17 protein-coding genes are annotated in these 19,768 nt (G+C 36.9%); 13 read left to right on the top strand and 4 right to left on the bottom strand.

The window, feature by feature from the left end:
* The first annotated feature begins 31 nt into the window (after window positions 1-31).
* The 9 genes from BK579_RS17810 to BK579_RS17770 all read left to right on the top strand — a co-directional run bounded on the left by BK579_RS17810 (window position 32) and on the right by BK579_RS17770 (window position 10,498).
* Complete coding sequence (locus BK579_RS17810) at window positions 32-1,045, top strand: ABC transporter permease (protein WP_078547768.1); 1,014 nt, start codon at window positions 32-34, stop codon at window positions 1,043-1,045.
* A 17-nt stretch (window positions 1,046-1,062) separates the two neighbouring features.
* The gene (nikC, locus tag BK579_RS17805; protein ID WP_078547766.1) at window positions 1,063-1,881 is read left to right on the top strand and encodes a nickel transporter permease; all 819 of its coding nucleotides are present in this window, start codon (window positions 1,063-1,065) and stop codon (window positions 1,879-1,881) included.
* Between the two features lie 366 nt (window positions 1,882-2,247).
* On the top strand, window positions 2,248-3,891 hold the full coding sequence (locus BK579_RS17800) for an ABC transporter substrate-binding protein (RefSeq protein WP_078547764.1): 1,644 nt from the start codon (window positions 2,248-2,250) through the stop codon (window positions 3,889-3,891).
* A gap of 101 nt (window positions 3,892-3,992) precedes the next feature.
* On the top strand, window positions 3,993-4,943 hold the full coding sequence (locus BK579_RS17795; protein ID WP_078547762.1) for a M14 family metallopeptidase: 951 nt from the start codon (window positions 3,993-3,995) through the stop codon (window positions 4,941-4,943).
* Between the two features lies 1 nt (window position 4,944).
* A complete protein-coding gene (locus BK579_RS17790) occupies window positions 4,945-6,318 on the top strand; it encodes an Asp-tRNA(Asn)/Glu-tRNA(Gln) amidotransferase GatCAB subunit A (RefSeq protein WP_078547760.1) in 1,374 nt (457 codons plus the stop codon).
* Window positions 6,319-6,333: 15 nt separating this feature from the next.
* Window positions 6,334-7,029 (top strand): creatininase family protein, encoded by a 696-nt coding sequence (locus BK579_RS17785; RefSeq protein ID WP_204524732.1) that lies wholly within the window; start codon window positions 6,334-6,336, stop codon window positions 7,027-7,029.
* Between the two features lie 15 nt (window positions 7,030-7,044).
* Window positions 7,045-8,298: a hypothetical protein gene (locus BK579_RS17780; protein WP_078547757.1), complete on the top strand. Its 1,254-nt coding sequence runs from the start codon at window positions 7,045-7,047 to the stop codon at window positions 8,296-8,298.
* Window positions 8,299-8,362: 64 nt separating this feature from the next.
* Window positions 8,363-10,099 (top strand): M28 family metallopeptidase, encoded by a 1,737-nt coding sequence (locus tag BK579_RS17775; protein WP_078547755.1) that lies wholly within the window; start codon window positions 8,363-8,365, stop codon window positions 10,097-10,099.
* Window positions 10,100-10,219: 120 nt separating this feature from the next.
* The gene (locus tag BK579_RS17770; protein WP_078547754.1) at window positions 10,220-10,498 is read left to right on the top strand and encodes a hypothetical protein; all 279 of its coding nucleotides are present in this window, start codon (window positions 10,220-10,222) and stop codon (window positions 10,496-10,498) included.
* Window positions 10,499-10,569: 71 nt separating this feature from the next.
* Here BK579_RS17770 and BK579_RS17765 read toward each other — a convergent pair whose 3' ends face one another.
* Window positions 10,570-10,878, bottom strand: a complete 309-nt coding sequence (locus BK579_RS17765; protein WP_235848458.1) for a hypothetical protein — start codon at window positions 10,876-10,878, stop codon at window positions 10,570-10,572.
* 246 nt (window positions 10,879-11,124) lie between these two features.
* Here BK579_RS17765 and BK579_RS17760 point away from each other — a divergent pair, with 246 nt between their 5' ends.
* The 3 genes from BK579_RS17760 (at window position 11,125) to BK579_RS17750 (ending at window position 13,531) form a co-directional block, all read left to right on the top strand.
* The gene (locus BK579_RS17760) at window positions 11,125-12,357 is read left to right on the top strand and encodes a cysteine desulfurase-like protein (RefSeq protein ID WP_078547752.1); all 1,233 of its coding nucleotides are present in this window, start codon (window positions 11,125-11,127) and stop codon (window positions 12,355-12,357) included.
* A gap of 314 nt (window positions 12,358-12,671) precedes the next feature.
* Window positions 12,672-12,845, top strand: a complete 174-nt coding sequence (locus BK579_RS17755; RefSeq protein WP_078547750.1) for a DUF4083 family protein — start codon at window positions 12,672-12,674, stop codon at window positions 12,843-12,845.
* A 23-nt stretch (window positions 12,846-12,868) separates the two neighbouring features.
* A complete protein-coding gene (locus BK579_RS17750; RefSeq protein WP_078547749.1) occupies window positions 12,869-13,531 on the top strand; it encodes an SOS response-associated peptidase in 663 nt (220 codons plus the stop codon).
* 42 nt (window positions 13,532-13,573) lie between these two features.
* On the opposite strand, the gene BK579_RS17745 is transcribed toward BK579_RS17750, so the two are convergent.
* Entirely contained in the window at window positions 13,574-14,797 is a 1,224-nt protein-coding gene (locus BK579_RS17745; RefSeq protein ID WP_078547747.1) for an MFS transporter, read from the bottom strand.
* A 205-nt stretch (window positions 14,798-15,002) separates the two neighbouring features.
* On the opposite strand from BK579_RS17745, the gene BK579_RS17740 reads away from it, so the two are divergent.
* Window positions 15,003-17,066 (top strand): cation:proton antiporter domain-containing protein, encoded by a 2,064-nt coding sequence (locus tag BK579_RS17740; RefSeq protein WP_078547745.1) that lies wholly within the window; start codon window positions 15,003-15,005, stop codon window positions 17,064-17,066.
* 151 nt (window positions 17,067-17,217) lie between these two features.
* Here BK579_RS17740 and BK579_RS17735 read toward each other — a convergent pair whose 3' ends face one another.
* Both BK579_RS17735 and BK579_RS17730 read right to left on the bottom strand, forming a co-directional pair.
* A complete protein-coding gene (locus BK579_RS17735) occupies window positions 17,218-18,660 on the bottom strand; it encodes a carbon starvation CstA family protein (RefSeq protein WP_078547743.1) in 1,443 nt (480 codons plus the stop codon).
* A gap of 356 nt (window positions 18,661-19,016) precedes the next feature.
* Window positions 19,017-19,751 carry a LytR/AlgR family response regulator transcription factor gene (locus BK579_RS17730; protein WP_078547741.1) on the bottom strand — a complete coding sequence of 245 codons (735 nt, stop codon included), beginning with the start codon at window positions 19,749-19,751 and terminating at the stop codon, window positions 19,017-19,019.
* Window positions 19,752-19,768: the final 17 nt, after the last annotated feature.

Raw genomic sequence — 19,768 nt, 5'->3', positions numbered from 1 at the left:
AAAACTAATTATTAAGGGGGGATCACAATTAATGGATGCCATTCGTTATATCATTAAAAGGCTTTTACTATTGATACCGATTTTAATTGGGATTAGTATATTAACATTTTTCATTTCAAACACAATTCCTGGTGACCCAGCAAGACTTATACTCGGGCCAAAGGCAACACCGGAAGGTATTGAGCAGCTCCGTGAAAAAATGGGTTTGAATGATCCTTTATATGAACAATATGGTCGATATATGGTCGGACTTGTTCAAGGGGATTTTGGGCAAAGTACTTTTTCTCAGCAACCAGTGGCAGAGGATCTGAAAAGATATTTCCCTGCTACATTAGAGCTAACCCTGTTTTCAATGTTTATTACAGTATTAGTTGGAATTCCGTTTGGAATCATTAGTGCTCACAAAAAAGATAAACTCCCCGACCAAGTAGCGAGGATTGTTGCATTAGTTGGTGTCGCTATGCCCGCCTTTTGGTTAGGTATTATTCTTCTATTATTCTTTTATTTAAAAATAGGTATGTTTCCGGGAGCAGGTAGATTAGATACATGGGTATCCCCACCTGAAACAATTACCGGTATGTATACCGTTGATGCGTTATTAACAGGGAATTGGGAAGCGTTCCGATCAGCTTTTATGCATTTGATTTTACCCGGTTTTACTCAAGCTGCAGTAACAATTGGGATGATTACTAGGATGACAAGATCCAGCATGTTAGAGGTATTACGGAGTGACTATATTCGTACTGCATATGCAAAGGGCGGATCTCAGAACAGAGTTTTATATGGACACGCACTACAAAATGGGATGATGCCGATTTTAACTCTAATGGGTATGGCCTTTGGTAATGCACTAGGAGGAAGTGTTTTAGTAGAGTCAGTATTTTCATGGCCAGGTCTTGGAAAGTATGCTGTCAATGCAATTACATATCTAGACTTCCCAGCAGTTATGGGAGTTACGATTCTCATTGCTATCCTTTTTGTTACCGTAAACCTGATAATTGATGTGTTTTATCATGTTATCGATCCAAGATTAAAATATGACTGATGAAAGAAGGGGTATAAGTGGTAAGACGTATTTTATCAAGTCCTCTAACCGTTTTGGGGTTTGTGTTAGTCCTATTCATCGTATTTATGGCACTATTTGCACCACTTATAGCGCCTCACGATCCTTTAGAAGTAAATATTGCTAACAAGCTACAACCCCCAAGTGGAGAACACTTTTTTGGAACCGATGAAGTAGGGCGGGATATTTTTAGTCGAATTATCTTTGGAGCTAGAATTTCTTTAAAGGTTGGTTTATTAGTAGTGATCTTATCATTTCCACTCGGTACACTTTTAGGAGCTATCGCAGGTTATTTTGGGGGTATGATCGATCAGTTTATCATGAGAACGACTGATATTTTTCTATCTTTCCCTGGTATCATTCTGGCCATGTCAATAGCAGCAGCACTAGGGCCGTCAATTGAAAATGTTCTAATGGCATTAGCCTTTGTGTGGTGGCCATGGTATACACGAATTGTTCGGTCATCTGTTCTTTCAATTAAGAATTCAGAGTTCATTGAATCAGCAAAAGCATTAGGAGCTAACCCATTTCGTATTTTGTTTAAGGAAGTACTTCCAAACTCTATAGCACCTGCAAGTATTCAAGCATCACTAGATTTAGGGTTTGTTATTCTAGCAGCTGCTGGATTAAGTTTTATTGGGCTAGGAGCACAACCACCTTCTCCAGAGTGGGGTGCCATGCTTTCATCAAGCCGTGAAACATTAAGGGAAGCCTGGTGGGCCGCGACATTCCCCGGTTTAGCCATCCTCTTTACGGTTTTAGGATTTAACTTATTAGGTGATGGATTACGAGACATCTTAGACCCTAAACAACGTTAGACTTTTCTGTGTTATATCTTATGGTTATTAAGCTCTGTTAAGGTAGACACCCATGCTAATTAATTATTCGCACCATGGAGGATGAAAATATTGTTCACTTTAGTGTGGAATGAGCGGAGAGCCACCTGACTCCTGCGGGATCTAGCGGTCTCGTGAGACCCCGCAGGAGCTCCAAAAGCGACGAGGAGGCTCCCGGACCGCCCCGCGGAAAGCAGGTGGATATCAGCTCATGGAACTCCGCTAACTAAGTTATTTTCAGGGGAGACCTTTATGCTAACGAACTGCTTTAATCACTTTGAAGGGAGTGATGCCTGGTTCATGTTTGTATAGGCTAGTAGAATCATAATTTCAAGGGGGTAATTGTTAATGAAAAGTTATTGGTTAAAATCATTGTTTCTTGTATTTTTAGCTTTGTTTGTATTAGCTGGTTGTAATAAATATAACGATGATACAACAGCACCAGTAGAAAATGGTGAAGACACAAGTGAAGGAACAGATGAAGGAACTGAAAATGAACCAGCAGGACCTGCAGAAACAGATGTATTAAATTTTGCTACAAACCAAGATATACCACACCTAGATCCTCATGCAACAGCAGCCAATACTTCATTCCGTGTAACCTATATGCTTTATGACCGACTAGTAACCTATGATGGCACAGATACTGAACCAAAGCCTCAGTTAGCTGAGAAGTGGGAAGTCTCAGATGATGGTTTAACCTATACATTCTTCTTAAGGAAGGACGCAACCTTCCATGACGGCACTCCTGTAACTGCAGAGGCTGTTGAGTATTCATTTATTCGCGCAATTGATGTAGGAAAATCGGCAGCAGGTATTTTCGCAAAAGTTATCGACAAAGATAGCTTTGAAATCATTGATGACCACACGATTAATATAACTTTAAAGAAACCGTTTGGGCCGTTTGTTAAGACACTAGGGACAGTGTTTGGTAACATATTAAATCCCAACTTAGCTGATCATCATGGGGATGACCTTGGTGAAGGGTACCTAGCTGATAAAGAGGTCGGTTCAGGTCCTTATGTATTAGAAAGCTGGGATCGAGGGCAAAAGCTTGTTTTAAAACGAAATGAGAATTATTGGGGAGATACTCCGACAATGGAGACAGTAAATATTTTGATTATTCCAGAACCATCCACAGCGAGGTTAATGCTTGAAAAAGGAGAAATTGACTTAATTGATGAGACCATGATTTCGCCTGACGTTCTTTTAGAGATGGATGGAAAAAATGGGGTTGAAGTCGTTGAATCGCCTGGATATGGAATTGACTACTTCCCAATTAATATGACAAAACAGCCACTAGATAATAAGTTGGTTCGTCAAGCGATTGCACATGCAATCAACTATGATGTAATTATTGAAAACATTTTCCTTGGTGGTGGAGATCGTATCGGAGGAATTGTTCCATCGGGTATGTTTGGCTTTAATGAAGCAACAAAAATCTACGAATACGATTTAGATAAAGCGAAATCATTGTTAAAAGAGGCAGGGCAAGAAGATGGATTTACAATGGAACTTGCTATCTCGGAAAATAATGAAGTGCGTAAAAACATCGCGGTTATGCTACAGTCTGATCTTGCCAAAATTGGAATTACTGTAGAAATCAAAACGTATGCTTGGCCGACTTTCCTTGATTTAGTAACAAGCGGAAAACATGACATTGGTTTAGTTTCATGGACACCTGATTATCCAGATCCAGATTATAATTTATGGTATTTTGTCCATTCGGAAAGTAAAGGTCCTGGATTTAATCTAGCTTTCTATGAAAATGATAGAGTTGATGAGCTATTAGAAAAAGGAAGAAAAAGTGTAGATGATTCTGAAAGAGATGCTGCATATAAAGAAATTCAGGATATTATGGCAGAAGACGTACCATATATTTTCATTGCTCAAAAATCAATTAAAGCACCAATGAAAAATTGGGTAAAGGGTTATGAAATCAATCCGATGAACACATGGTATGTTCCATTCCATAAGATGACAAAACAGTAATGTAAAAAGCGGCTGATAGATATATTCATTTTCTAGCAGTCGCTTTTCAAGTAGTAAAAACATGATAAGTAACTAATTCTTTTTAAAGAGGATGAGGATTGATGAGTGCTTCTTGGAAGTTTGGTAATTTATTAGTTCAAGAAAAAGCAAAGTTAACGGGTTATTTAGAATTTCCTATGATCGAGGAGAAGCTCCCTGTCTTTTTGGTTAATGGTCAAACTGAAGGACCAGTTGTGTTAATCATGGGAGGAATTCATGGATGCGAATATACCTCCATTGATGCTGCTATTTCACTCGGAAAATCGTTAGACCCGAACCAAGTAAAAGGAAAAGTGGTGGTGTTACCAATTGCCAACCCAGCCTCCTTTTATGCCCGAAGTATTTATGTACATCCAAAGGACCAAAAAAATCTTAATCGAATGTTTCCTGGGAAGAAGGATGGAACAGCTGCAGAACAATTAGCGTATTGGATTAATGAAACAGTCTTTAAACAAGTTGATTATATGATTGACCTGCATGGTGGAGATATGATTGAAGCCCTCGTGCCGTTCACCATATACCATGTCACTGAGGATCATCAGTTAGTTGAAAAATCAAAGAACATGGCTTCAATGTTTGAGATTAAATATGTCATTGGAAGCACTGGTCAGGTTCCGGGCTCAACGTACGGAACGGTAGCTGAACAGGGGAAGGTAGCGATTATTGCGGAAGCGGGGCAACAAGGAATTCTATCACAACCGGATTCAGTTCTTCTACAAGATGGTGTTTTAAATATCTTAAAGTCTATTGGATTACTTGAAGGTGAAGTGAAAAACTATGATTCACATCATTTATCTGTATTTGATTGGTATAGAGCTGAGATACAAGGGCTTTGGTATCCCAATGTAAACATTGGTGATGAGGTGAAAACGGGTGATTTGCTAGGCGAAATCAGAAATGAATTTGGCGAAGCTGTTCAATCCTATTACTCTTCAACAACAGGTGTGGTGTTGTTTCTAGTTACTTCCCTAGCCATAAATCCAAATGATCCATTATTGGCAGTAGGTGAATAAATTGACTACTATCCTAGATCGTTCATTTATGGAAGTGGCCCAATTATATCGAAACAAGGAAGTTTCGCCAGTAGAAGTAATTCAACAAGTGTTTGATAGACTTGAAAAGATAGAACCGTCTATAAATGCATTTATCTCTACATTAAAAGAAGATGCATACCAATCTGCAATCATGGCAGAAAAGAAATTTTTAAATAATGAAGAAACTCATTTATTGTGTGGAATTCCTTATTCGCTAAAGGATTTGTTTTATACGAAGAACGTAAGAACTACTTGTGGATCAAATGTGCTAAAGGGTTTTGTTCCTTCGTATTCTGCTACAGTTGTAGAAAAAATAAAAGAAACGGATGCGGTTTTGATTGGTAAAAACAATATGCTTGAGTTCGCATATGGCATTGTTCATCCAGACTTTGGTCAAACTAACAATCCTAATAATGTGAACAAAACGGCTGGAGGATCAAGTGGTGGTTCGGCAGCAGCCGTGTCAGCGGGGCTTGGATATTTTTCCTTAGGAACAGACACTGGAGGATCAATTCGGATACCTGGGTCTTATTGTGGTGTTGTTGGGTTAAAGCCAACATATGGTTTAGTTAGTACATTTGGTGTATTTCCACTTTCATGGTCACTTGATCATGTAGGTCCAATCGCAAAGAACGTTAAGGAAGTAGCGGTAATTTTAAATGTTATAGCGGGGCATGATTCAAAAGATCCGTACTCAATGCACGGAGATTATTCGTTAATTAATCTGTCACAATTTAATGAAAGAATCTATAAAAAAAGGATTGGCGTTTTGCCAGACTCGTATCTTAAGTGTTTAAAAAAAGAAGTGAAAAATGTCTATCAATCAACACTAGAAATGGTGGTTGCTCTTGGCTTTGAAATAAAAGAGATTAAAATCGAAAATTGGCATCTTGCTGAAGAAATGATTATGAATATTTTATTGCCAGAAGCGGCACAAATTCATCAATATATGATGAACAAACGAGAACAATATGCACCATTAACGTATGAACAACTTGAGTTAGGCATGAAACAACGAGCAATCGATTATCTTAATGGATTACATCAACAGAAGGAATTCAAAAGGACTGTTAATTCGGTTTTAGACGAAGTCGATGTTTTATTAACTCCAACAGTTTCCTTTCCAGTGCCTGATGAAGATCCAGTAATTGGCGACGCTGAAATGAATGAAATGACTTTTACTGGGCCTTTTAATTTATCAGGTCACCCAGCTTTAACGTTTAATATGGCTGCTTTAACAAACGAATCTTTACCTGTTGGGATGCAACTAATCGGTCATCATTTTCGAGAAGAAGAGCTACTTCAAATTGCTCACTTAATTGAACAACAAGGAATGATTAAAGGAAAAGAGTGATGTTTTATGTATATGATGGATTTAACGATGCAATCATTTCAGGAAATCAAAAAAACAGTTAAGACTGTTTTATTACCGATAGGAATGATGGAGGCACATGGCCCACATTGTTCACTTGGGACGGACGTATTAATTCCAAGAGAGCTTATTAAGCGCCTGAATAAGGTTGATGAGAATCTTTTTTTAATCGGCGCGGAAATTCCTTATGGGCATTCTTGGGGATTAAGACCCTTTGATGGAACGATCGACATTTCCAGTAACGCATTTTCAAACTATGTCTACGAGATTGGTAAGGAGTTTCATAGAAACGGATTTGAACGTATCATTTTGTTTAACGGTCATGGTGGGAACATTGCTAGCTTGCAATTAGTATCAGAAAAACTATCTGATTTGGGTTTAACCGTTTTATTAATCAATTGGTGGATGGATTATAGGGAAGAAATTATAAACATTACTCCTGGATTTGGTCACGCAGGTGAAGATGAGACATCAATGGTTCTTGCCATCAATCAATCACTAGCAAATACAGATGGATTAGAACCACATGAAATTCCTATATCACCTAATATCAAGTTTAAAGACGGGGGGAGAGTGCTATATCCTCTTGCTTACTCGGGAGATCCTGGTGCTGCCTCGGCTGAAAAAGGCGAGTTACTTTATCGAATGCTTGTACCTTTAATTTTGAAAGATATAAAATCAATCATTGATTAAAAGGATGGGATGCGAATGTTACGTTGGACGAATGACCATGTAGGAGAAACAATCGTTGATATTGTGTTAAGTCTAAATGATAAGACGAAGGAACTGCATAATCAAGAAGTAGCTACTGCTAGTTATAGTGATATAAAAGCAACACTAGGTTCGTTTGATGATATTGGTTCCAAGCTTGATTATGTTGAGAGAGAATTAAAAGAATTGGAAGGTCATCAAGGAATATACTTACGTGCGATGGTAAATGGTTTTAGATATTTTGCTAGAAGCCTACAGGGGGATGCTGTCCCATATAATGAGCTTATCGCCAATATTCAAGAGCTTCCTTCCGTTCTAATTTCCGACGATAAAATTTCCGAACTTAGAGAAAAGGTTGAAAGAGGATTAACTGAGTTAGGCTATAAGGGAAGTTTAGAAGAAAAGGTGAATAGATGGCGGAATGATACGGTTATTCAACCAGAATTAGTAACAAAGGTTGCAGAAGATTTTATGGAACGTAGTAAGGAAGGGACATTGAAGAAAGTCATCTACCTTCCTGACGAGGATGGCATTGATTCAGTTAATTCAATACAAGGAGTCTTCTGGAGTGGCTATTCGAAATATGTAGGAGATTATCGGGGAAATCTTACCTTTAACATTGACCGACCATGGACCGAGCCTATTCTTGCTCAAATTATGACACACGAAGCATATCCTGGTCATCAAGCGTTTTATTGTCGATGGGATTATTTATTTAAACATGGAAAGCTACCACTTGAAGCTTCTTATTACTTAATTAATAGTCCAACCAATGCCTTATTTGAAGGTGGTCCTGAAACTGCGTTACATTTCTTAGGGTGGGATGTTCTTGATGAGGAAACACCTGGTGTATCGATAGAGGCCAAGAAACAGTATATTTTAGCACGTGATTTTCTTGATCTTCAACGAATTTATACGACGAATGCATGCTTTATGTATAACCTAGGACAGGTGGATAAGAATGAAGCAATTGAATATATGATAACTGAAGGTGGCATCACTTCAATTGAAGCAAATAATGCCTTCCGCTTCTTTTCAGATCCAGTTCAAAAAACATATTACCCAGCTTATTATTATGGGCGATGGATGGTTGGCTTGGCATACGATGCTACCCCTGCTGATAAAAGGGATGAGTATTTTCGGATTTTATATGACACCCCGCATACTACACAAACGTTTATTAATGCTATTGGAAAATTGAATGATAAGGAATTTATTCCTTTTGCTGGTATCAAAAAGGTTCGTATCTAGAAAATTCTGTTAGGGGTTGTCTTGTAATGGGCAACCTCTTATTTTTAAAAGGAGTTGAAGAAAGATGTTATCAGAGATTCAAAGTTTGTTAATGGACCAAGTAAATGGGGAACATTTGATGAAGTATACGAAAGAAATTTCGAGAGAAGTTAGATTATCAGGTTCACCAGAGGAGCTACGTTCTTTTTATTATGTTCAAGGGCTACTTGATAGCTTTGGTTTAAAAACGACCCTTGAGTTTCATGATGCTTATATTAGTCTTCCGATACAGGCAACATTATCAATAAATGGGAATTCATTACCCTGTATTACACATTCGATGGCATTATCTACCGAAGGAAATATACTAGAATCAACAGCAGTTTATATTGATGAAGAGTGTTTAGTTTTAGATCAAAGTGTTAAGAACAAGATAGTTATCCTCGATGGAATTGCTACACCCAACATCGTTAAAGAAGCGCAGAAAAAAGAGGCTATTGCTGCAATTTTTATAAATGGTCCCTATACCCACGAAATGATTGTTTCAACTGTTTGGGGAAATCCTACATCAAAAACAAAGGAAGACCTCCCAAAAATCCCCGTTGTTTCAATTGATAACAAAAGTGGAGAACTTCTAAAAAATATAATTGCAGAACACCATGACTCCAAGGTAAGGTTATCAACTGTAGTTGAATCTGGCTGGAGAAAAATCCCTGCTCTTATTGCTAACATTCAGGGTCAAAAAGAGACTGAGGATTTTGTATTGTTTAGTGGTCACATTGATTCTTGGCACTATGGGGCAATGGATAATGCGAGTGCGAATGCGACAATGATTGAAGTGGCTAGAATTTTGTCTATTAATACTCAGTACTTAAGAAGAGGAGTAAGGTTTGCTTTTTGGTCTGGACATTCACATGGAAGATATGCTGGATCCACTTCATATTGTGATCATAATTGGCAGGAATTGTACGATCATTGTGGATTACATATATATATAGATTCTGTCGGGGGAAAAGGAGCAACTATACTTTCAGAAGCAAATTGTATGGCAGAAACAACCCAACTAGGTGCAAAATTTATAGAAATAGAAACGAAAGAAAAATATATGGGTAAGAGATTTGCAAGGGCAGGTGATCAGTCATTTTGGGGCACTGGAATCCCTTCTCTTTTTATGGGATTATCTGAACAACCTCTATCCAATGACCCAGCGTCTAAAACACTTGTGAAATTATTTGGGGGCAAAAGGGCTGGGGGATTTGGTTGGTGGTGGCATACGACAGAAGACACTATAGATAAAATTTATAAAAACTTCCTTATCCGGGATTGCAAAATTTATTTAGCTACCCTCTTTCATACTTGCAGTAGTAGGATTTTGCCCATAGATCAATTAGCCGCAATTAAAGAAATCAAATCTTCACTCATAAAGTATCAAGGACTTTCAAAGAAGAGAATTGAAATGGATAAGCTTGTAAACCAAATAAATAATATTGAGAAATTATCAGCTGAATTCTATGATCAATTAGTTGAAGATCATTTATCAGATGAAGAATTATTGACAATTAATAAAGGTTTAATGAAAATATCAAGATATCTTGTCCCATTAAATTATGTAGAGGGTGATATTTTTGAACATGATCCTGCTATAGGTCAGGTTCCAATTCCTATGCTGAGTGAAATTTTGACTTTGATTGATATTAAAAGTGGTTGTGATATTGAGTACGAAATTAAGACTTCTCTACTAAGAAAAATAAATAAGATTAGTTATAGTTTAAAGGGCGTTGAAGATAACCTAACGAAGCTATTAAGTAAATTATCAATCTAACCAATTAAATTTATTAAATTGTAGTGTGTAATAATTTTTTGTAAAAAAGTCTTAATATTAGACACGTCCCCATACGTTTCGTCATCCCGAAGAATAGAATAATTGTAAGGAGGGATGAATGTGGAGGACTTGGAGAAAAAAATTAATGAGTTAGAACTAAGAATTGATGAACTAGAATCACAGCAGAAAAACATGGAGGACTCCATTAAACAACAATTAGACGATAATGATATCAGAGTCATCGTTGATGAACTATTTGAAGAAAAAGATAATGCCACCAAACGAGATGTTGATCTCGAATTAAATAAGTATCAGCTGAAATTTATTAAGTGGTTGATTGGTACGGGGGTTAGTGTGGTTGCGATTGCTGTAACATTTGTTCGATTTTTTCTCTTATAGAAGCAATTTTTAATTATATGTAGAAAGGAACCTTACTCTGCTTTGCAAAGTAAGGCTAATTTGACTAATTTTTAATAGAAGCCAGGTCCGTATCCAGGAGTTCCATATCCACCATAACCGAATCCTGGGCGAGGACCGTAACCACCATATCCAAATCCAGGACGTGGACGTGGTCCGAATGCACCATAACCAGGTCCGAAACCTGCACCGTACCCACCATAACCAGGTCCATCAAGTAAGGTACCACCTAAAAATCCTGCACCAAGTCCTAATAATCCAGCACCAAGTGGGCCCATTGCAAATCCAGGTCCAAAACGTTGATCAACCATTCCACCCTGAGCAGGCATTGTTCTCATATTATATCCGTAAGTGTTATACATACATCTATCTCCCCTTTAGAAATTGTCAATTGTTATAATCAACCATTTTTGATTACATAATAGCCTATGATATTTTAAGTTTAATGACATGGACATTTGCCCCGATCCTATAAAAATAGTTAAATCGCACATTTTTCGGGGATGTTTTAAATAATTTCTCATTTTAGAACAGGAGAAAAAGAACCTATAAAGAATTGATATCAATATGCAAATTAATATTACATATAAGATAGGGGAGTATAAGCTATGACATTTTCAGTTGGAAATATAAGAAGTCAGTTCCCAGCATTAACTAGAACATACAATGGCAAACAAGCTATCTATTTTGATGGACCAGGTGGATCACAAGTCGTTCAAGCGGTAATAGATCAGATGGTGGCATATATGGAAAAGGGAGGAGCAAATCTTCATGGGCAGTTTCCATCAAGCATCGAAACAGAGAGTGACATTGCCAATGCTCGTCAAGCTATTGCTGACCTAGTCGGTGCAAAGCCAGAGGAGGTGGCGTTTGGAGCGAATTCAACCACTCTTGCATTTGCAATTAGTCGTTCAGTATCTAGAAAGTGGAATGAGCAAGATAATATTGTATTAACCGAAATCGATCATCGAGCAAATGTAGATACATGGCTAACAGCAGCAGAGGATAAGGGAACAGAGATTCGATTTATTCCTGTTAATACCGATTCTTATACATTGGAGTTAGATAAGATTGATGAGTTGATTACATCTTCAACGAAACTAGTAGCGGTGACTCTTGCTTCAAACGCTGTTGGGACGATTACCGATGTTGAGAGGATTTCGAAAAGAGCTCGTGAAGTAGGTGCTTTATTTATAGTAGATGCTGTTCATGCAGTTCCACACTTCCTGGTTGACCGAGATAAACTAGGTGCCAATATTCTATTATGCTCAAGCTATAAATTTTTTGGTCCACATGTTGGTATGGCAATCATTAAGCAGGAAACCTTTGATGAGTTAAGCTCTTATAAACTAAAACCAGCACCTGGGAATTTTCCTGACAAATTAGAAACAGGGACCCAAAATCATGAAGCGTTGGCTGCCATTCCAGCTGCAGTGGACTTTATTGCAAGTGTTGGAACTGGCAATAATCGAAGGGAACAGTTAATAAACGCATATCACATGATTGAAGAGTATGAAAATGGATTAGCTATAATAATGCGTAACGAATTAAGTGCCATTTCTAGTGTCACATTGTATCAGGCTGGTCAAGGTGTGCCTAAGACACCAACTATTGCATTCACAATTGATGGCATTAGTCCGAGTGAAGCATGCAAGTGGTTTGCAGAGAATTACTCGATTTTTGTTGCAGATGGAAACTTTTATGCATCAACCCTTGCTGATAAGCTAGGAATTAATGAAACTGGTGGATGGATTAGGGCAGGGCTTGCTCCATATAATACAGAGGAAGAAGTTATGGTGTTTATAAAGGCTGTTAAGGAATTAGTGGAGTTACATAAGTGAAATTGTTAAAATGAGATTTAATACAAAGGCTTATAGAGAGAGTGTTCATGGGTGAAATGAGCAACTCTCTTTTTATTTCAGAACTCTTTACAGCATACTAAAATTAATTCTGGACTTAAGTGGTTTATAAATGATTGCGTATTTGTCTAGAATTATAGATTATAGATGGGTTGCGTATTAAGTCTAAAGCGATTTTCGCATATTCTAGCAATTAAGAATCAACTATTGAAACAGAACAAAATGGCGGAATCAGTTAAGTAAACTTATATATGTGGTATAATATACCAAAAAAGATAGAGGGTGGCTGATATTCCATGTTGTCGTTTTTAGGTCCAGTGCTCTTATTTTTATTAACCCTGTTGTTTTTTGTTTCAATTGCACTTTTTATTAAGCTAATTTTGAAAAATCAGACTGAACGGAATGAAAGATTACGAAAGATTGAAGAAAAGCTCGAGGAAATTATTGATTTATATAAAAAGAAGCTGTGACGCAATATGTAGGAGGGTTTAGTTTGTGTGGTCGAATTACGATTCATGAAAACTTGGAAGACATTGGACGTTATTTTGAAATTGAAGAATTAACTCACTTATCGTACGAGGCTAAATTTAATATTGCTCCCTCACAGCCTGTTCTTTCTGTTGTGAATGACGGTAAGAAAAATCGTTTAGGTTATTTACGATGGGGCCTTATTCCGTCATGGGCAAAAGATGTTAAAATTGGCTATAAAATGATTAATGCAAGAGCTGAGACAATTGATGAAAAGCCGGCATTTAAGCAGTTATTAAGTCGAAGAAGGTGTATTGTTGTAGGAAGTTCTTTTTATGAATGGAAGACTGAAAATAACCAAAAACAGCCCTATTGTATTAAGTTGAGAGATGAAAAGATCATCTCGTTTGCAGGACTTTGGGATCGCTGGCAAAAAAACGATGAAATCATTCATTCTTGTACAGTAATTACCACTGAAGCGAATCAGCTTATGACTTCTATTCATGACAGGATGCCTGTTATTTTACCAAAGGATAAGACATACGAATGGTTAAATCCGTTTCAAACAAAGGAACAACTTAAATCTCTCTTGAAACCACTCCCTTCAGAACAGATGGAAGCTTTTCCAGTTTCAACGAAGGTCAATTCACCTAAAAATGATGGCCCTGAACTAATATGTCCGTTATAACAAGGGATGTGAAGCTTTTACTACTCACATCCCTTAAAACATTTACCCATTAACTGTGGGGATTAACTTCTTTTTGGTTCGGTAATTATTTGCTTTATAAATAATCAATAGTGTTGTCATGATTAATGTCCCGTGTAATATCCAAACCATATTTGGCATAGTCATATTTTCAAGTAGAATAGGAGCAATGATAAAGCCAAGAGCAAATCCTAAAGATTTCAATAGCATCCCAACACCAAAAATTCTTCCTCGTATGTGATTTTCGGTTTTTTGTAGAATCGTTGCATGTAGAGTGGTAAAGCATGCATCAAAGATCCCAGTGAAAAATGCAAACGGAAAAACAATCCATAAATAAGTTGTTGATAAGAAAAGGATAAAGCCAGTAGACATTAGTATTGCTGAGGCAAAAGAAATCCAATAAAGTTTTTGTTCAAGTAGCCATTTTAGTTTCGGTAAAATTAAGGTTGCTAACACCGAACCTATCCCCCACACCGCCCAAATCATTCCATAATAAAAGCCTTGTCGTTCAACACTAATATCTTCAGCTAATAATGGGATACCTAAATTATGAGAACTTCCAGCAAATGCTCCAACTAAAAAAACGATATTGACCATCATGAGCATTGGTTTCGTGGTCAGATACTTATAAACTTCTTTTAAGTCTGTAACGATACTAAAGGCTTTCTCTTTTAGCCCAGAAGAAAGTTCGAATGTTGGTTGCTTTTCAGTCGTTTCCCATTTCATTTTCATTAAAACAACAGCTGATAAAAGATAAGTAGCTGCATCAATAATAAGAGTGACCTTATAGCCCAGGAAGTCTGTAATTAGTCCTGCACCAAGAAAACCAGCTACTAAACTAATTGAAGTAAGTCTAGAGATAATTGCATTGGTTTGCAGTACCTTATCTTCACCAAAGATTCTCGGTATTTCAGCACTATAACTAACCGCAAAGAATGTGCTAGTTAGGCCAATTAAAAAAGATACAATAATAATTAAAGTTGGGCTTGGAAAGGGTATAAGTATCAGGATAATCAAGGCCCTTAGTATATCTGTATTTATCATGATTTTTCGTCTATTGAAACGGTCCGCAATAATCCCTGAGAATAGACTTGATAAAACTCCTCCTAAGGTTCTTGCAGCCATGGTAGCCGCTAGCCACAACGGACTTCCAGTTGCTGCATAAATAACTACATTTAAAACAATCATATCCATATAGGTACCAAAGTCGGAAAAAGCTTTTACATATAAAAATAGATTACGGTTCATAGGTGTCTCCTTTAATTTGCTATAAACCCTATTTTAATGCAAAAAATATATTTCGCAATACGAAATTTTTATAAAGTTATCATTTTTATCTGATTCATTAAAAATGAATCAAATAAAGCTAAATAAATGGTAATTAGAGCAACAATGTTATATGATGTTTTTTCACTTGTTCTTATAAAACAATTGAAGGAAGGTGGGAGTATAAATGTTTGAGTTACCATTAATAAATCCTGTGCTCGTATTTGCCCTTTCAATGACATTATTCTTAATTAGTCCAATGCTAATGAGGTTGCTCAGAATTCCAGGAATTATAGGACCTATTCTAGCTGGAGTGATAATTGGTCCTCATGGGCTAGGAGTTTTACAGCGTGGACAAACGATTGAATTGCTTGGAACAGTTGGTTTATTATTTATTATCTTTATTGCAGGGTTAGAAATGGATATTGATGGATTTAAAAAATATAAAAATCGAAGTATCGTCTTTGGCCTTATTTCATTTATTATTCCGTTAATTTTGGGTACGACTATTGGGTTGTTTCTAGATTATAGCTTTGCAGCATCAATTCTTTTAGGGTCTATTTTAGGTTCGCATACATTGCTAGGGTATCCTATTGCTAGCAGGCTAGGTATCTCTAAAAATAAGGCTGTCACAATTGCTGTAGGAGGAACGTTAATAACCGATACTCTTGCATTATTAATCTTAGCAGTGATAACAGGTGCTGCTACTGGGGAGTTAACTTTCAGTTTTTTTATTATCTTAATTATTTCTTTAGTGATTTTTACATGTATGAATCTTTTTGGAATTCCGTTTATTTCCAAATGGATTTTTAGAAATATCGGTAATGAAGGAGATAAGATTTTTACATATGTAATTGTTGTTTTATTTTTGTCTGCGTTTTTAGCAATCGTAGCGGGAGTTGAACCAATTATTGGTGCATTCCTCTCAGGACTTGCACTTAATCGCCTTGTGTTTGATCAAGGTCCATTAATGAACCGAATTAGGTTTACTGCCAATGCTTTATTCATCCCATTTTTTCTGTTATCGGTAGGGATGTTAATGGATTTAAGTGTATTATTCAGTGATCCTAAAGCTTGGATATTTACTGTATTGATTTTAGTTGGTGTCATGCTAGGTAAATACGCTGCAGCATGGATGATTAGTTTTATATACAAGTATAATAGTGAAGAAAAGAACATTACTTTTGGGTTAACCATCCCTCAAGCAGCGGCAACACTAGCAGCTACATTGGTAGGATATGATGTAGGTTTACTCGACCAAACTACCGTTAATGGTGTGATTATAATGATCTTAGGAACATGTATTGTAGGGCCATATATAGTTGAAAAATTTGGTCGGAAAATTTCGTTGCTTGAGGAGCAACAACCATATGTAAAAGGTGATGCACCTGATCGTATCATGATTCCTATAGCTAACCCAAACACTATGGAATCACTATTAGATCTTGGCTTCATCTTAAGAAAGAATGCCTCAGCAGATCAGCCTTTGTATCCATTGAAGGTTGTGAAAAAAGATGCGAGAGATGCTGAAGGTGATATTGCTCTTGCTGAAAAGATGCTTGGACATACGGTCATGTATGCTTCTGGTGCAGATGTTCCTGTAAAGCTCATCACAAGAGTCGATCATAACATTGCAAATGGAATAACGAGAGCAATTGTTGAAGAGCGTATTTCTATGGTTATTATGGGCTGGGAAGGAAAACGGTCAACACCGCAGAGGATATTCGGAAATGTGTTAGACCAACTTGTTGAGCAAACATCTCAATCCATTTTTATAGCGAAATTAGGCCATCCGATTAGTACGACAAAACGTGTTATCGCGATTTTACCAAAGGGAATCGATCATTCCTATGGGTTTAAAGAGGCAATTATGAGAGTGAAATTGATGGCGAATGATCTCGGAGCTCAGCTTCTTTGTTTAGTTATTGATGATAAAGGTGAAAAATATAAAAAATATCTTAAAGAAATAAAAGCAAACCCTCCTACTAAGGTGAAAGAAATAGAAGGGTGGGAATCATTCTATCTCGAACCAAGCCCACAGGCTACTGATGATCTAATTATTCTTGTTAGTGCGAGAAAAGGGACTGTTGCTTGGCACCCAGAACTTGAAGAAATTCCGGGCAAACTTGCTAGTATTAATCAGGAAACATTTATTGTTTATTACCCAACGGAAGATAGAGAAATTGATCTAAGAGGAACGACGGGGACGGAATTACCAAGGGAAGTTCTATTTAAAAATGATTTTTATTAAGTTTATACAAGCTAGTAGCCGTGAAGGACATGTTAACCTTCACGGCTTTTAATTTATACACTCATATTACTTTTAGTCTTATCCAATAAATGCTTATGAATATCCCTATATAAAAAGGTGTCAGATACTAATCTGACACCTTCAAGGACTATTATGCTACCTTCGTTATATCTTCATCTAATTGAACATTTGCATTTCTATTTTTTATAGCTGCCACAAAGAATATTGCAATAATGGCTGCTGTAATAAACGCTGCTACAATATATGAAACATTTAAATTGATTCCAAAACCAATCTGAGCATTTAAGATATAGGTCGTTGTTGCCATTGTCATGAACACACCTGGAATCACTGCAATCCAATAATTCTTCTTAGCGATGAATAAATACATTGCAGCTACCCATAGTGCGATAACAGCTGTTGATTGGTTTGCCCAAGAGAAATATCGCCATAATAATGTAAAATCAATTTTTGTAAGTGCAAAAGAAATAGCGAATAATGGAAGAGCGATCCAAAGACGACTAGCAATCTTCTTTTGTGAAATGTTAAGGTAATCAGCGATAATCATACGAGCACTACGGAATGCTGTGTCACCAGATGTGATTGGTAGAATGATAACTCCAAGTACTGCAAGTGTTCCACCAATAGCCCCAAGCATCGCGATCGATACTTCACTTACTACTAAACCAGTACCACCTGTTGCAAGGATTTCGTTAAGACCAACTGGACCATCAAATAGACTCATAGCTGCCGCTGCCCAAATCATTGCAATGATACCTTCTGCGATCATCATTCCATAAAAAATTCTACGACCTTGACTCTCATTTTGAGTTGTACGTGAAATAATTGGTGTCTGCGTTGCATGGAATCCAGATAAAGCACCACAAGAAATGGTTAAGAATAATAATGGAAAAATAGGAGCATTATCAGGGTGTAAATTTGTTAAAGATAGCTCCGGAATTGGTGCACCTGTAAAAATTAATGCTCCCCCAACACCAATTGCAGAAATTAATAATAATGCTCCAAAGATTGGATAAAAACGTCCAATTATTTTATCTACAGGTAAAAGAGTAGCTAAAATATAGTAAACGAAAATAGCTCCAAGAATCATCCCCATGGATGACCAATCACCCAATAAATTGTTTAAAAGACCAGCTGGAGCAGTAACAAATACTGTACCAACAAGTAATAACAACAGTACTGCAAATCCGTTAACAACATGCTTCATAAATTTACCTAAAAACTTACCAGCAAGTTCGGGCAGATGTGCTCCACGATTACGGATGGAAATCATTCCAGTTAAATAATCATGAACTGCTCCAGCAAAAATACATCCAATAACAATCCAAATGAAAGCAACGGGTCCATAAAGAGCTCCCATAATTGGACCGAAAATTGGTCCAACTCCTGCGATATTTAATAATTGGATTAAAGAATTCTTCTTTTCACCCATTGGTAAGTAATCAACACCATCTTTATGAGTGAAAGCTGGTGTTTGGCGCTCTTGCTTTGGTCCGAACATTTTTTCTACAAATCTTCCATATGTGAAATACCCGATGATTAATAATAAAATTCCTCCGATAAATGTAAACATGTAAATCCCCCTTTACCTGAATGCGTTTACAATAACAGTATAAATGGAAACGTTAACAAAAAGAGGTTTTGATGATTAACATGTTGATTTATGTACTAAAGATGTAAAAATGAAAGGATAACATGCAGTTCTACCCTGAAAACAACTTAGGTTGGAGAGTTCCTTGATCTGCGATCCACTTGCGGGATACCGCGGGGCGGTTCGTGAGCCTCCTCGTCGCTTTTGGCTCCTGTGGGGTCTAAGTGACCGCTAGATCCCGCAGGAGTCAAGTGACTCTCCGCTCATTCCACACTAGGTGGATGTCATTCATGGTGCAAATACTCATTCGCATGGAGGTCTAACCAGTAGAATGCATGTCATGATAATTCAAGACGAGATCGTAATGCTTTTACATAATTACGACTTCCTGATAAAAGCTCTTTTTTACCTTTAATTTCTAAATGATATGCCCCATTAAACCAAGGAATTAACCGTTCTACGTATTGTAAGTTTACTAGATAACTTTTATGGATTCTGAAAAACGAAAAATCTTTTAATCTTGATTCAAATTCCTTTAATGCTACCTTTGTTGTAAATTCCTGATCATCTAATACAATTCTCGTAAAACGATCATCGCGGTACAAATACATAATTTGACTAGGGTTTATATACGTTATTTCTTCATCACCTTCAATAGCAAGCTTATTAATGGAAGGAGTTATTTCATTTTTAGTTTGAGGCTCTAACAGTTTTTTTAATCTTATAACAGTTTCAGCTAATCGTGTTTCATCGAAGGGTTTTACTAGATAATCGACTGCTTCATAGCGAAATGCTTCGACTGCAAAATTAGGGTATGCTGTTGCAAAAACAAGTAAAGGTGTCTTTTTTAGCTCCTTTAAGGAGGAGGCTGTTTCCATCCCATTCATTTTTGGCATTTCAATGTCTAAAAAAACTACATCTGGTTGAAGTTGAATTGATTTCACAATCGCATGTTCACCATTTTCAGCCTCACCAATAATCTCAATATTTTCATAATTGCTCAATAAATGAGAGAGTTCTTGTCGACTATATCTTTCGTCATCAACAATCAGCACTCTAATTAACTGACTCATTTGCCTTCCTCCTTTAT

The sequence above is a fragment of the Litchfieldia alkalitelluris genome (assembly GCF_002019645.1).
In the GTDB taxonomy this organism is placed as follows: Bacteria; Bacillota; Bacilli; order Bacillales; family Bacillaceae_L; genus Litchfieldia; species Litchfieldia alkalitelluris.
This window is presented reverse-complemented; position numbering and strand designations above follow the sequence as displayed.